13 protein-coding genes and 1 pseudogene are annotated in these 14526 nt (G+C 66.5%); 11 read left to right on the forward strand and 3 right to left on the reverse strand.

Annotated elements, in window-relative coordinates; all coding sequences use genetic code 11:
• Positions 1-188 precede the first annotated feature (188 nt).
• Positions 189-317, forward strand: a pseudogene (locus tag D9599_RS28690) (transposase); the annotation flags it as partial.
• Between the two features lie 96 nt (positions 318-413).
• On the opposite strand, the gene D9599_RS28695 reads toward D9599_RS28690, so the two are convergent.
• Positions 414-656, reverse strand: coding sequence for a helix-turn-helix domain-containing protein (locus tag D9599_RS28695; RefSeq protein ID WP_198384750.1), 243 nt, complete (start codon positions 654-656; stop codon positions 414-416).
• A 191-nt stretch (positions 657-847) separates the two neighbouring features.
• Here D9599_RS28695 and D9599_RS28700 point away from each other — a divergent pair, with 191 nt between their 5' ends.
• The 9 genes from D9599_RS28700 to D9599_RS28740 all read left to right on the forward strand — a co-directional run bounded on the left by D9599_RS28700 (position 848) and on the right by D9599_RS28740 (position 6975).
• Entirely contained in the window at positions 848-2020 is a 1173-nt protein-coding gene (locus D9599_RS28700; RefSeq protein WP_198384752.1) for an MbcA/ParS/Xre antitoxin family protein, read from the forward strand.
• A gap of 120 nt (positions 2021-2140) precedes the next feature.
• The gene (locus tag D9599_RS28705; RefSeq protein ID WP_198384754.1) at positions 2141-2596 is read left to right on the forward strand and encodes a hypothetical protein; all 456 of its coding nucleotides are present in this window, start codon (positions 2141-2143) and stop codon (positions 2594-2596) included.
• Between the two features lie 319 nt (positions 2597-2915).
• A complete protein-coding gene (locus D9599_RS28710) occupies positions 2916-3485 on the forward strand; it encodes an antitoxin Xre/MbcA/ParS toxin-binding domain-containing protein (protein ID WP_198384755.1) in 570 nt (189 codons plus the stop codon).
• A complete protein-coding gene (locus D9599_RS32375) occupies positions 3482-3769 on the forward strand; it encodes an antitoxin Xre/MbcA/ParS toxin-binding domain-containing protein (RefSeq protein WP_309228747.1) in 288 nt (95 codons plus the stop codon). Before D9599_RS28710 ends, D9599_RS32375 begins: the two co-directional genes overlap by 4 nt.
• Before the next feature lie 233 nt (positions 3770-4002).
• The gene (locus D9599_RS28720) at positions 4003-4470 is read left to right on the forward strand and encodes a hypothetical protein (RefSeq protein WP_198384756.1); all 468 of its coding nucleotides are present in this window, start codon (positions 4003-4005) and stop codon (positions 4468-4470) included.
• A gap of 775 nt (positions 4471-5245) precedes the next feature.
• The gene (locus tag D9599_RS28725; RefSeq protein ID WP_198384758.1) at positions 5246-5554 is read left to right on the forward strand and encodes a hypothetical protein; all 309 of its coding nucleotides are present in this window, start codon (positions 5246-5248) and stop codon (positions 5552-5554) included.
• 277 nt (positions 5555-5831) lie between these two features.
• The gene (locus D9599_RS28730) at positions 5832-6056 is read left to right on the forward strand and encodes an MbcA/ParS/Xre antitoxin family protein (protein ID WP_309228748.1); all 225 of its coding nucleotides are present in this window, start codon (positions 5832-5834) and stop codon (positions 6054-6056) included.
• On the forward strand, positions 6053-6484 hold the full coding sequence (locus tag D9599_RS28735) for an antitoxin Xre/MbcA/ParS toxin-binding domain-containing protein (protein ID WP_198384760.1): 432 nt from the start codon (positions 6053-6055) through the stop codon (positions 6482-6484). Before D9599_RS28730 ends, D9599_RS28735 begins: the two co-directional genes overlap by 4 nt.
• Before the next feature lie 110 nt (positions 6485-6594).
• Positions 6595-6975, forward strand: a complete 381-nt coding sequence (locus D9599_RS28740) for a TA system antitoxin ParD family protein (RefSeq protein WP_198384761.1) — start codon at positions 6595-6597, stop codon at positions 6973-6975.
• A gap of 408 nt (positions 6976-7383) precedes the next feature.
• Here the strand turns inward: D9599_RS28740 and D9599_RS28745 are convergent, their stop codons facing one another.
• Positions 7384-7968, reverse strand: coding sequence for a DUF1989 domain-containing protein (locus D9599_RS28745; protein WP_198384762.1), 585 nt, complete (start codon positions 7966-7968; stop codon positions 7384-7386).
• A gap of 400 nt (positions 7969-8368) precedes the next feature.
• On the opposite strand from D9599_RS28745, the gene D9599_RS28750 reads away from it, so the two are divergent.
• Complete coding sequence (locus tag D9599_RS28750; protein WP_198384763.1) at positions 8369-14206, forward strand: DUF3320 domain-containing protein; 5838 nt, start codon at positions 8369-8371, stop codon at positions 14204-14206.
• Between the two features lie 97 nt (positions 14207-14303).
• Here the strand turns inward: D9599_RS28750 and D9599_RS31740 are convergent.
• A partial coding sequence (locus D9599_RS31740) for a hypothetical protein (RefSeq protein ID WP_232481056.1) occupies positions 14304-14526 on the reverse strand: 223 nt, incomplete at its 5' end.

The following is a 14526-nucleotide window of genomic DNA, read 5'->3' on the forward strand; positions in this document are numbered from 1 at the left end:
AAGCCTGGAAGAATTCAGCCAACGCATCAGCCAGGGCCTCGAGCAAGCCACCTGGGAGCAGAGACGGCAGTTGATCGAGTGGCTCGTGGCCCGGGTCGTCATCACCAACGGCGAGGTCGAGATCCGCTACGTCATCCCCACCAGCCCCGCTGCCCAGGCCGGAGGCATTTGTCATTTGCGTTCAGACTGTCGAGATCATGTTCGGCAGGCTCAAGGATTGGCGCCGCATCGCCATGCGCTACAACCGATGTGCCCACACCTTCATGTCTGCCATCTGCCTCGCGGCCACTGTGCTCTTCTGGATCAATGAGTCCTGAGCTTAGGTCGGCTCTCTTTCTCATCTCAAGCAACGACAAGGCTCGCAGCATCTGCGTGGGAATGTGGCAGAATGGAAAGCGAGTATAGCGGCTTGCTCATCCTGTCTTAACTAAATTTTTTATTGCCTCTGCGAACAAATTTACTGGGTCGAGGTCCAGAGCTTGCGCTATCGCTACGAACTCAAATACATCAAGCCGGCGTTGCCCGCTCTCAAGACGCGAAACAAATGCCTGCGGGCGTCCTAACCGGCTAGCAAATTCGGCTTGCGAGAGTCCTGCAGCCTGCCGCTGCTCAACGAGAAGCTTGCGCAGCGTCGCTGAGGAACGGAACCAAGACATATGGCGTAGCGGCGCCTTGCCAAAAGTGCACCACGCCTCGCTATGCGAAAAACTGATTTATACAAAAACTGTATGGACGGCTGATCCGGCGGTTCATACAATAACTGCATGGAGCCGTGGTCAGTGGGACCTTCTTGCGTGTGGAAGGCTCAGGTCGGGCGAATTGCCCGCGTTCTTCGATGGAGGCAGTCGTGGGCTTGAACGTGCTAAAGCAGGCTGCAGAATGTCTCGGTCAGTTAGTGCGAGAAGCCTGTGGCTTCCTTGAGGCAATCATCGAGACCGGCACTGAGAGGGTGATCTGGTCGTTCCGTGATCCCAGTCTGCCAAGTCACGAGGGCCTCCATCTGCTGGAGAACGGAGACGAACTCCGCGTGCTCGACGACGCGGGCGGCACCCTCTGGGAAGGGGTGGTGCGCTTTGAGCGGCTTGCCTTCCCGCTCACCTCTCGCCCGGACGGAGACCTGTACGGGGAGGATGCCTTGGGCATGTGGTTCCACGGCACGCAAAAGGGCGTGGATCCTGAGACGTGGCGATGCCTGTTCGCCCAACGCCGGCGGGCCGTACTGCGCCCCGGACCGCGAAGCTCTCGGCAGGGAAAGCTGCACCCGTTCAGCGGCCCGGTCGACGGTCTGCGCGCGCGTCTCGCCGCGTTACCACAACAGCGCGCCGAGGAGCTGTTCGAAGGTGCTCTCCGCCAGTGGCTCGGGTCCGGCGCCGGCGCGGCGTGGCGCGGCTTGGCTTATGGCTGGGGACTTGATCCTGCCGAGGTCGTGATGGTGCTCAACTATCCGGTTACGGGGGCGGACAGCCCATCAGCGACTATCCCGGAGCGGGGAGGGGAGACGCTGCTGCCCTTCTACTTCCCAGTCTTTGAGCGCCTCGGTTTGCTGTTCGCATTGAACGCCGCCCTTCTGTGTGGTCTCCCGAACGCAGCGTCGCGGGCATCCTGGCTCAGTTCGGGGAACGCCCGCCTAGCTGGCCTCCATCCCACCTACCTTCTGCGCGGCAGCGAGATGGAGGGGGTAAGGCCGGTACTGGACGCAGCCCGTGCCGACCTGGGCGTCGAGGAGGCGGCTGGGCCGCCGTCGGATGAGGAACGTCGCCACCTCGCATTTGTCGAGGAGCTGGATGCGGCGCGCCGGCAAAATGCGGCCCGTGTGCTGCCCTACGTGGAGCGCCTGGCCGGCACGCTTCCGGCGCTGGCAGCCGAGGTCCTTGGATCGCGCAACGCCGCCACGGAGTGGTTCATGCAGCCTGCCCTGGCGTTTTGCGAGAAGCGCCCGATCGACATGCTCGGCACGGCCGCGGGTCGCGAGCGGGTCGATCTCCTGCTCAAGCGTCGTCGGCCCAGTGTCTATGGCTGACCGGGTCCTTGTCCAGCGAACGGGCGAGGTGGGCGAGCAGCGTGATCGACGGTCAGGCGGCGCACCGAGGCGAGGCGTCCGCGTCGACCTGGACCAATGGAAGCTGGAGTGGAGGCGCTCATGACCAAGATTGTGGCTGACGGCGAGGGACCGGAGGACCTGGGGAAGTTGGCAGAAACGCTCCTGGCCGAGCTGCCTGTTTTGTTCGCCCGCCTCCATCCATCAGTTCGGATCGAGAACCTGGAAGGCTCTGCTGCCCGCTGGAGGGACGAGGGGGACATCTTCGCGGTGGAGTACGAGGGGGTCGAGTACGTCCCGACGTTTCAGTTCCGTGCCGGGCGCCCGCATCCCACCATCCGCGCGGTGCTCTCGGCCTTCCCGCCTGGGCTGACCGCGTGGGATCGAGCCTACTGGTTCGTGTCGGCTGACCCTGGGCTGGGTGACAGGCGGCCGTACGAGGCGCTCGACGATGCCGAGGCGTTGGTCGTCGCGGCAAGGCTGGCAGGCGCAAGGATCCTTGAGAGGCGCCGGCAGGCTGAGCGCAGCCTGTCCCTCCACGGACAGGCGCGGGCTTGACCAAGGGCCGGGAGGGCACCGGCTTGCAAGCCGGCAGCGAGCCGTCGGCAGAGGAGGTGCGCGGCTTCCTCTTCGCGTTCTACGAGACCGGCACCGAGGGCGTGATCTGGTCGCTCCTCGACCACGGCTTACCGGGCTACGACAGCCTCCGCCCGCTGAGGGACGGGGACGAGCTTCGCGTCCTCGACGACGCCGGCGGCACCCTGTGGGAGGGCGTCGTGCGCCTTGACCGCATGACCGGCCGCCTGCCGCGCTATCCGGGTGGGGCTCCGGTCCAGCAGGCGGTGCTGGGCTACTGGTGCACGGCCTGCAGGAGGGCATGGACCCTGAGGCCTGGGGCCGCATGTTCTTCGAGGAGCGGAGAGCCGTGCTGCGCGAGGTCGGGGCCCGGCACCCTTGCAGCGAACGGCACCCCTTCAGCGGCCCTGCCCAAGGCTTGCGCGCGCGCCTTGCCGCGCTGCCGGAGGCACGCGCGATGGAGGTGTTCAGGGGTGCCCTCTACCGGTGGCTGTTCGTCCGCCCGGACGGCGAGTGGTCCAGCCTTACCCAGGACTGGGGGCTCGGGCTGGATGACACCCTGGCCCTCCTCGGCCACCTGACGCCCGACGATGCCAGAGCGCGAGCCCCTTGCCCCAACAAGGACAGGGAAACGCTGCTGCCCTTCTCGCTTCCACTCCTCGAGCGCGTCGGGTTGCTGTTCGGGTTGAACGCCGCTCTTCGGTGGGGTCTGCGGGACGAGGCGTCGCGCGCAGCCTGGCTCCGGGCGGCGAACGCGCGGCTTAAGGGGGGCTCTCCCCTCGACTTTCTGTTCGACAGCGGGACGGAGGGAGTGCGGCGCGTGCTGGAGGCGGCGCGCGCCTGCCTGGATAGCGGAGGAGAGCGAAGGTGAGCGCTTCTGACGAGGAGCGCCGGCATCGCAAGGCCGTCGCGGCGCTGGATGCCGCAGCCCGGCGCGACGGGGTTCGTCAGCTGGTCCAGCTGGAGCGCTTGGCCGGCGACGTCCTGAGGCAGGCGGCGGAGGTCTTCGGCTCGAGAGAGACCGCGGCCGACTGGCTCATGCGACCTGCTATGGCACTCGACCGGCAGCGTCCGGTTGACCTGCTCGGCACGGCCGCGGGCAAGGAGCAGGTCGAGCTCCTGCTCATCCGCCTGCAGTACGGGGTCTACACATGAGCGAGCAGCTACTTGAAGTTCAGACCCGCTCGCGCACGGCTGGCCACTTGGACCTGCATGATCCTGCGAGCGCCTGGCACCGCTTCCGACGAGGTCAGCGAGCGTGCGGCGCGGTGTTCGCTGGTGGCGCGCAACAGGTAAGTGCGTCCTCCAGCATAGAGGTTAGGCACCAGGGCATGGTGTCCGCGTACCAGTCAAGGTGAGTGAAACCTGCAGCGGAGGAAGGGATGAGAATGGCTATACCGAGCGAGCAGCTGGAGAACGACTTCAGGGATTGGGCAGAGTGGATAAAGGCGGAGGGCCCCGCCTTCTTCCTCCGCCACCATCCATCGGTGCAGATTGAAAGCCTGGGCGAAGCCGCTCCACAATGGCGCAGTGACGGTGACATCTTCGCGGTAGAGCACGACGGGGTCGAGTACTTTCCCAAGTTCCAGTTTCGTCGTCAGCGCCCCCATCCAACAATCCGTGTGGTGTTGCAGGCGTTCCCGCCTGAGCTGACCTGCTGGGATCGGGCATACTGGTTTGTGTCGCGTGACGTGCGGTTGGATGGCCGAAGGCCTTACAACATGCTCGAGGACGTCGACAGTCTTGTGGCAGCAGCGAAGTTGGAAGGATCGAGGCTCGTGGAGAGGCGCCGGCAAGTTATACGCAATCTTGCCTTCTACGCTCAGGTGGCGGCCCAGCGTGGACTGAAGGGGTAGTACACCGTAGGGGGCAGGAACTCGTGCCTCTTCGCACCAGCTGGCCGCAGCGACACCGGCCCCGCTTCAGGGAACCTGATCATGAGCACGCGATGCACCATCAGCACTGGGCAGGACCCGGACAGTGACGCTGAGTCCCACCTCTACCGGGAAATCCCCAATGACTGGGCCAGTAAGGATCGGGTGCGACTGCGACCGGCGGGGTTTCGTTCACGGCATCCTCGGGCGAGCTGAACGAGGTGACGTGGCGATGCCGTGGAAGATGGCGGTTGCGCGGGGCTTGGCGCCTGCCGATGCCGCCTGATCTTGTCCGGCCTTCGATCAGGGTGGGGCAGAGGGCGGCGCCTCCGCTGGGTTGCCTCCCTGCAGGGTCCGCCCCGCCAAATTCGTCACCGCGGCCTGCGCGCAGAGATGGAAGGGGTAAGTCACCAGAGATGGCGGCACTGGAAGCGGCGGGCGACTTCGTGCTGGACGAGGGGAAGAGGGCTCTTCTGTCATGGCTGCCTGAGGGTGTTCGACAGGCTCGGAGGAGCCTGACGATCATGGCGGGGGCTCACGGCTCGTCTAGGAACAATACCCGGACTGAAGGCCGCCACGTCGTCGGTCGAGAACGCAGGATCATCAAGCTGGCCGGCGCACGAATGTTGAGCCACTTGGAGCCATCCCACCGCCTGCTCATGCGCCGCCGTGGCGCGCAGGAGTGGGGCATGGCTGATGGCACGATCGGGCGGCGGCTTCCGTGAGGGTGGAGGGGCCAGATCTCAAGGTCGAACTCATGATGAGCGACGCCATTCGCGCAGCCGTTGGGGACGATGGCTTTGCGCAGGCACTCTATGCCGCGCTATGCAACGTGGACTGGCGGAAGGAGGGGCACGCCGCCGAGCCGTGGGGTACAGGCTGGCGCCAGGCCGGGGAGATCGTCGCCGACCTCCGGAGGAGGGGCGAAAGCTACCTGACCTTCTACTGCTCGTGGACTGATGATCGCGATCGTGTCGACGAAGGTGTTGTGCGACCCGACGTGGCGGAAGCCCTGGCTCGCCTCGGCTGGCATCCGCAACCTATGAGCCGGTCGACAGGCGCGTGACCCGACCGATCCCCGCTCAGGTGGAGCAGGTTCTCGGGGGGCCTGGTCCATCCAGGATCTGCCTCACGTCGAGCAGGCTCGCCCTCGAACTCTGCGGCCCTGCCCTGCCCAGCACGAAGGGCCGACGAGGCGTCGCGGAGAAGCCGAGCCGACCTCGCTGAGGCAGCGGAAAACGGATGAGGAGATGCACAATGCAAGGACTGCCGTCACCGCTTCCGCAGGGTGAGGACGAGCCCGCCTCGCGTGTACCCCGCTCTTTGCACGATGGGAGGCAATAGTGACACCGCAGACAGCCGACAGGCTCCTTCACCAGGTGCAGGCGATGGTTCGTGAGTCGGGAGACCCGGTCGGTTTTGACGCTGCCGCCTGGCTGTCGCGATGGCTCTCGGCGCCACTGCCCGCGCTTGGTGGCGCGCGCCCGATCGACCTGCTGAACACCGCGGAGGGTGAGGCCCAGGTTTCCAACATTCTGGCCCGGATGCAGAGCGGAGCCTACTCATGACCGGCGCGCTCGACCTCGGGGTCCACCACCGGCAAGTTGGCGAGGCCCACGTGCTCTTCGTGCCCGAGGGCGTTCTCGCCGCCAAAGGTGCGGGCCTCGTGGTGACGGCAAAGGATGAGATCGACGCGGTCGGCTTGTTCGAAGTGGCACTTGCCACAGCCACCCGGCATGGCCGGTTGCCCGATGGAACCCGTTGGCACTTTGCCGACGCTCAGCTCCACGCGCGACTGGGGCCGGTCATCAGCATCCTCGGCGAAGCGGTCGCGCTCAGGGGCGGGCCTGCTGCTTACGAGGCGGCCATCCATTGGTTCCGCAGCCAACCCCTACCAAGCTTCGGTGGCCAGACTGCCGAGAGCCTTGTCAGGGCTGGTAGGGCCGATGCCGTACATTCCTATCTGAAGGACCTTGGTAACGGAGGAGTCACGTAATGGCATCAGCACCCGGCCTTGAGCGCGCCTACGCTGTTGGCCAAGCCGCTGCCCATACAAGCGCAACTAATCCAACCTGGGTATTCTTTTGACGCCGAAGGGGGCCAGCATTGCCTACGATCCAGCAAACCGTGGAGATTGACGGCACTTTGGTTGAAGCGGCTGAGCAGGAAGGATGTCTTCTGAACCGATCCACGGCCGCTCAGATTGAGCACTGGATTCGGTTGGGGAGATTGTTCGAACAGACCTCTGGTTCGTCTCTCACCAAAATTCGGCAAGCTCTTGCTGGGGAGATCACCATCGACGACTTCACCGAAATGGAGACCGAACTCTTCTTTGCCAATCTGGGAACAAGCATGCAGACGCCAACTCAAGCCGAGCGCGACTTCTACGCCTCCTTGCCACCGGAGGCACCGGGAATAAGCCAGGCAGAGCTCTACGGCGACACGCCTTCGCATTCTGACCAGCGGGGTACAAGCGCCGGCAGGTAAGCCCACCGAACCCGAAGCTGCGAGGCAAGTGCGGGATGGTAAGCGCCGCGACGAGGCCCGTCTTCCAGCGAGGGCCGTGAATGTGCCGGGTCGGCGTGGAGCAGGGAGTTTCAAGCCGACATCATGGTCCACATGAGTGATGACACGAAGGCTGAAGGCTACCCGCAGGTAGAGATCTTACCGGACCAAGCCGTCGACGGAAGTGGGCGGACGAAGACAGTGCTCGCCGTTGTTCAGGCGGCTGAGCACTCAGACCCGACCAATGCCGCATTGGATCCCAGCCCTGGTTCAGCAGTTTGCGGGTCTGGCGTGAACCTTCTCCTGGTCAAGAATGCCGCTGCGGCGTCAGGCGCGGCGCGCCGGAGCCCTCGAGCCATATCTGACAGACTGCGGTTAGGCACTCAGGGATCAGGTGATCTGAACCTGGATTGGCGTTGGATTGTAGGCGTTGCAGGGATTGTTGACCTGAGGACAGTTGGAGATCACGGCCAGCGCATCCATCTCTGCTCGCAGTGCAACCACACAACCCAGCGGCGAGACACCTTCTGCAATCGCCGCGTTGCCGGTCGGCAGTACCGGCACGCGCATGAAGAAGTTGACGTTCGGCACGATGTCGCGCCGCCCTAGTCCGTGCTGAGCAAGGGCGTGCAGGAAGTTCTCGCGGCAGCCGGGACAGTCCTCCACACCGTAGAGCATGCGATTGGACGGCGCGCTGCAGCAGCCGCCGATTGTATCGTGACCGCCGAACTGGTCCTCGATAATGGTGAAGATCGGCCTTGCTATATCCGAGTAGAGCACATGTCCGGCCGTCAAGAAGATGGTGCCGGCAGCCTTCATCGTGTTCGGTGCGTGGTAACGCTCCTCGGGATCCGCAGCATTGTAGCAGAGAAAATCGACGGCCTGCTGCCCATGTAGATCGATAATGCGCAGGATCCGGCCACTGGGCACGATGCCAGACCAGGGTGCCCCGGCGGGGACAACTTCGTTCTGCATTGATTGCACCCCAGTCTGCTCACGGCGGTCGTGCAATCTACCGCGCCACGATGTGGCGTGTGCAAGCGTTGCATGCTGGTCGTAGTAGAACCTGCACCAGCTATGGTCTTTACGGCGCTGGCCACAGCGACCTGTGGTAAGTTCCCCTGCCGATCGACACAAGATGAGCAACTTGAGGAGCGGGAGACGAAGTCTGCAAAGCCAGCTTCCCCCGGTTGGAGCGCTGCAGCCTCTTCTGGTTAGCCTTGCTGGCCGGCCAACTTTGTTCCATTTTCCGGAATAAGGGGGACCTATGGACCAGACGACCGGCGGCAAGGACGTGCGTGATCTTCCTCCCGGATCTGATCTGTCTCCAATCTCACCTGTGACGCTGACTGCCACTCTTCAGCCGGCTATCAACGTGGCGCTGTGGCAGAACCACGTGCCGGTCCTGACCGAGCTGACCCTCAACGCAGGTGATGCCGAGGACCTGGGCGACGTCACCCTGAGCTTCTTCTGCGAGCCAGCTGTCATCGCGCCGCGTGACTGGCGGTTGCAGGGCGTCACCCGTGGCCAAGTCCGAGTGCTGTCCGAACTGGACCTGACCCTCGACGGTCCCTATCTGGCGAGCCTTACCGAGGGCACCCGGGCGACTGCCACCTTCACCGTACGGCGGGCTGGTCCCGAGGGCGAGGTACCGGCCGAGCTCCGCCGCGACCTCCGCGTGCTGGCCCACAATGAGTGGGGCGGCGCCGAGGGCATCCCCGACCTCCTCGCAGCTTATGTCGAGCCGAATGACCCGGCCGTCGCCCGCATCCTGCGCCTTGCCTCCGACAACCTTCGCGCCCGTGGCAAGCCCGACGGGCTGGAGGGCTACCAGCAGGGCCGCAAGCCCAGGGTCTGGGAACAGGCCGAGGCGTTGTGGCGCGCCGTCTGCTCGCTCGACATCCGCTACGTGAACCCTCCACCCTCTTTCGAGAAGATCGGCCAGCGGATACGTCCGCCACGGCAGATCCTGGAGGAGCGGTTGGGCACCTGCCTCGACCTGGCCGTTCTCTTCAGCGCCTGCATTGAGGCCATGGGCCTCAGGCCCGTTATCGTCCTCCTGCGCGGCCACGCCTTCGCGGGCCTCTGGCTGACGCGGCACGACTTCGGCAACTCGGTTGCCGATGACGCGCCGGGTCTGCGGACGCGGCTCGCGCTTGACGACCTTCTCCTCTTCGAGACGACCCTCGCGTGCGGCCGTGGGCAGGCAGGTTTTCGCCGGGCCTGTGAGGCCGGGGCGGCCCATGTCACCCCGGCCAAGCACGATGCCTTCGAGGCGGTGATCGACGTCCACCGCGCCCGCCAGCGCCGCATCCGGCCGCTCACGGCCAAGGTCGCGGCTTACGCCCTCCAGCCGGGTGCCGACGAGGAGGAGGCGCCCACGGCCGAGCTCGCGCCCGAGGAGCCGCCGGTGCTCCGCGAGGATGTCCTTGGCGAGCCCGAGCCAATCCCTGCCTCCCCGGCGGATCGGCTGGAGCGGTGGCGCCGACGTCTCCTGGATCTCTCCGGCCGCAACCGCCTCCTCAACCTCAAGACCGGCGGCAAGCAGGCGCTCGCCATCGACTGCCCGGATGCGCCAGGGCTCGAGAACCTTCTGGCGGGTATGCGGGGCCGGACCAAGGCCCAAGTGCTGCGCTTCCGGCCTTGGCCTGACCTGATGAACGGCGCGGACCCCCGCAGTGCGCGGCTGCACCGGGCCCGCATGCAGGAGGAGGCGGACCGAGCTTTCGCGCGCGAGGCGCTAGCCCGGCGCGAGCTGATCGTCGGGCGAGACGAGAAGTCACTTCAGGACGCGCTGACCGAGATCTTTCGCGCCGCGCGCGCTAACCAGCAGGAGGGCGGCGCCAACACGCTATTCCTGACTATCGGATCTCTCCTCTGGCGCGCGAAGGGCAAGGAGACGCCCTACCGCGCTCCCATCATCCTCGTACCGGTAATGCTGGAGCGGCCGAGCGTGCGCTCGGGCTTCTCGCTGCGCGCCCATGACGACGAGACGCGGCTCAACTCCACCTTGCTGGAGATGCTCAAGCAGGAGTTCGCCATCGGCTTCCCCTCCCTGGAAGCCGAGCGCCCGCCCGAGGACGAGGCCGGCATCGACGTCGCAATGGTCCTCGACACCTTCCGGGCCAAGCTGCGCGACATCCCGGGCTGGGAGGTCACGGACGACGTCGCACTCACCAACCTGTCGTTCACCAAGTACCTCATGTGGAAGGACCTGGCCGACCGCGCCGGCGCATTGCGGGAGAGCGAGGTCGCACGGAGGTTGATGGACGGCCCAGTCGAGCGGGAGGCGCGCGATCCTGGACAGCCGGCCGAGGCAGTCCCTGTAGCACCAACTCCCGACATTGAGGCGGAGACCGTCGGCCTGGTCTGCCCGCTGGAGGCCGACAGCTCACAGCTTCGGGCCGTGGCGGCAGCCGGCGCCGGGCGCAGCTTCGTCTTTATCGGCCCACCCGGCACCGGCAAGAGCCAGACGATTGCCAACATCATCGCCGACACGCTCGCACGTGGTCGGACAGTGCTCTTCGTCGCCGAGAAGCGTGCCGCGCTGGAGGTCGTGCAGCGGCGCCTGCGACAGGTCGGTCTCGGCGACTTCTGCCTCGACCTTTTCTCGGCCAAGACCAGCAAGGTCTCCGTGCTGGAACAGATGAACCGCGCCCAGGGGGCTCAGGAAGCCCTGGACGCCGGCGAGTGGAGCCGGGCCGGCGAGGAGATCGCCGCCTTGAGGGCCGAGCTGAACGGCTATGTCCAGGAGCTTCACCACCGTGGGCGCAATGGCTGGACGCCCTTCCGGGCCATGGGCACCGTCCTGCGCGCCGAGGCAGGAGGTGTTCCGGACGTCGCCCTCTCCTGGCCCGGCGCCGAAACCCACGATACCGGCGACTACCAGCGCCTGCAGGAGGTGGTCGGCGACGCGGCGGCCATCCTGACCCAGGTCGGCGACATCGCCTCGGCCGCAGCCCTTGCCGGCATCGACACCGCCGAGTGGTCGCCGCCCTGGCAGACGCGGCTGCTCGAGGCGGCAAACACCACGGCCGTCCGCCTCGCCGCCCTGCCCGATGTGGCGGCTGCAGCAGCGAGGGCCCTGGCTCTGCCGCTCCCCACCGCAGCCCACCCGTCGCTGGAAGCGCTCGATACCCTGGCGGGGCTGCTGCTGGACTCGGCCGCGGCCGATGGCGCTTGGGCGCTAGCGGAGGGTGCTGAGGCCACAATGGAGAGCCTGCGGGCCGAGGCGCTCCGGACCGTGCGGCACCGGGAGCTGGGCGGGGCGCTGACGGCGTCCTGGCACCCCGGGGTTACGGCCTTGCCGCTGAAGGAGATCCGCGCCGAGTGGCAGGCGGCGAGTGAGCGCTGGGTTCTGCCGCGCCTCCTGGGTCATCGCGCCCTGCGCCGCCGCCTCGCACCCGAGGCGACCGGCTCCGTGCCCGATGACTGCGATGCCGATCTGGCGCGGCTGGTTGAGATGCAGGAGATCGAGGGTGCCCTGGCCGCGGCTGGCGCACGGCTCGCGACGTCAATAGGCTCACGCTGGCAGGGACTGGAGACGGACTTCTCTCGCCTGGAGGCCGGCCATGCCTGGGCACGCAGTCTCCGTGCGGCGACCGCCGCGGCGGCACCCGACACCGCCACCTTGCTTGCCCTTCGCGAGCACCTGCGGCGGCTCGCTGGCGAGGGCGCCGACCTGCTGGCACCGGCGGGCGCCGTCGGCAGCGCTCTGCAGCGGCTTCGCACCGCGTGGTCGGAGGCCAGGACCGCGATGGAGGCTCTCGCGCCGCTGAGCGGTGCCAATCCCCTCTCCATCCTCGACCCCTCCCGCGAGGACTGGGCCCCTGCCTTGGCCGATCATCTCCGTAGCTGGTCGGGCGCGGCGCGCCATCTGCGGGATTGGTGCGCTTGGCGCGGAATGGCGCAGCGCGGCGACGCACTCGGCCTCTCGCCCCTGCTCCGGGCCATGGAGGCAGGGCTGGTCGCACCCAGCGACGCCGTGCGGGCCTTTGAGGCGAATTATGCCCGCTGGTGGATCGGCTTGGTCGTCGAGGCCTCGCCGCGTCTGCGGGGCTTCGTGGCCGCTCGCCACGAGCGGCGGATCGAGCGCTTCAGGGAACTCGACGCCCATCTCCTGAGCCTCGCCTCCCGGCTTACCCGCGCCCGGCTCGCCAGTGCCATCCCCGGCAAGGTTCAGCGGGAGCATGACCCGGAATACGCCGTGCTCGCCCGCGAGTTGGCCAAGCGCCAGCGGCACCTGCCGGTCCGCCAGCTCGCCAGCCGCATGCCGCGCGCGCTGCGGCGGCTCGCGCCCTGCCTGATGATGAGCCCGCTCTCCGTCGCGCAGTACCTGCCACCCGATGCCGAGCCCTTCGATCTCGTGGTCTTCGACGAAGCCTCCCAGATCCCGACCTGGGACGCGATCGGTGCCATCGGCCGCGGCCGGCAGGTCGTCGTGGTCGGCGACCCTAAGCAGTTGCCCCCTACGCGGTTCTTCGAGCGGGCGCTGCCGGATCACGACGGCGAAGGCAGTGCCGTTGAGGTTGATGTCGAGGACCTGGAATCCATCCTCGACGAGTGCCTCGGCACCGGCGTGCCGGCCGTCGAGCTGACCTGGCACTACCGCAGCCGCCACGAGAGCCTGATCGCCTTCTCCAACCACGCCTATTACGGCGGGCGGCTGGTGACCTTTCCCTCTCCCGTCACCCGCGACGCAGCAGTGTCCTTCCGGCACGTGCCGGACGGCCTTTACGCCCGTGCGGGTGCCCGGACCAACCAGCCCGAAGCCAGGGCCGTTGTGGCCGAGGCGCTCACGGTGCTCCGGAGCGTGCTGGCCGGAGGGCGGCCGCGCTCGCTCGGCATCGTCACCTTCAACGCGGAGCAGCAGGCCCTCATCGAGAACCTCCTCGACGAAGCCCGCCGGGAGGATCCCACACTCGAGCCCTTCTTCTCGGACGACGCGGCTGAGCCCGTCATGGTGAAGAACTTGGAGAGCGTACAGGGCGAGGAGCGCGACGTGATGCTCTTCTCGCTGACCTACGGGCCTGACGCGACGGGGCGGGTGGCCATGAACTTCGGGCCGCTGAACCAGTCCGGGGGCGAGCGGCGACTGAACGTGGCGGTCACCCGCGCCCGTGAGGCGCTGGTTGCCTTCGGGAGCCTGCGGCCAGAGCAGATCGACCTTGCCCGGACGAGCGCGGTCGGTGTCACTCATCTCAAGCAGTTCCTCGCCTTTGCGGAACACGGTGCGCGAGCCTTCGCGACGGTTCCGACAGGGCCTCTCGGCGACCATGAGAGCCCTTTCGAAGTGGCGGTGGCAGAGCGGCTTCGAGCCAAGGGGTGGGTCGTGCACCCGCAGATCGGGGTGTCGAACTTTCGCATCGATCTCGGCGTGGTTGACCCGGACCTGCCCGGCGCCTTCCTGGCCGGGGTGGAGTGCGACGGGGCGACCTACCACCGGGGTGCCACGGCTCGAGACCGCGACCGGCTACGGCAGGCCGTGCTCGAGGGGCTTGGCTGGCGCATCCTGCGCATCTGGTCGACCGACTGGTGGACCAACGCCGGGCGGGAAACGGAGCGCCTCCATGCGGCCCTTGAGGTGGCCTTGGTAGATGCTCAGGCTGGGCGCGCGCGGTTGAAGGAGGCCACTGCCCCCATCTCGGAACCATCCACAGATCAGGCCGAAGTCGATGACGTCGACGAGGCGCCTCTGGAGCAGGTTCTGTCCGCCACCGAGGAGGACGGTCCTGCAGCGGATCCGAGCCGCTTCTATGAGGACGAGTACCGCCCCGTCCTCTCCGCCATCATCAGCACGATCCTTGTAAGGGAAGGGCCGCTCCGCCTTGACCGGCTGGTCCAGCGTGTTGCGCGGGCGCACGGCTTTCAGCGCGCCGGGCGCGAGATCCAGGAGCGGGTCACCGTGGCGATCCCACCCACTTGCCGGCGAACCAACGACGGAGGGGGTGCCTTTGTTTGGCCCGCGGAGTCCGATCCCACGCACTGGTCGATCTTCCGAAGCCCAGATCCTGGACAACAAAGAGATCCGAGCGAGATCCCCATCGAGGAGCTGGCGGCTCTTGCTGCCTCCTTTTTGGCGAGGCACCCGGACGAGGAGTCAGTCATCCTTGCCATGCGGAACGCTTGCCGCCTCTCCCAACTGCGTGAAGCGGCGCGTGGACGCTTCCGCGAGGCGATCGCCATCAGCCGCAGGCGACAATCTGGAGGGTGATGTTCGGCCCAGATGTGCCAGGAAGCGGGTCTACCTTGCATTGGCTCCGGCTCCCTGCTGGCCACACAAAGCGCCTGAAAGCGGTTTGGAAATCCGTTCACCAATGGCTGCCATGGGTGGATTGCAGAAGTTTGCTGGCTTCGCGGCAAGGACTGGCCCACAACCGTAATCGGGCATCCAGATGCGGCTTTGAAGTTCTTTGAAGCGGTAAGGCATTACCGGCGCTATCTGGAACAGGCACGATGGCCAACCAGTACAAGACAAGCAGCCAGGCACCTCCGACGCTTTCATGTGGATAGCGGAAGGACACTTCTGGGCTT

The sequence above is a fragment of the Roseomonas sp. KE2513 genome (assembly GCF_016107305.1).
Taxonomy (GTDB): Bacteria; Pseudomonadota; Alphaproteobacteria; order Acetobacterales; family Acetobacteraceae; genus Roseomonas.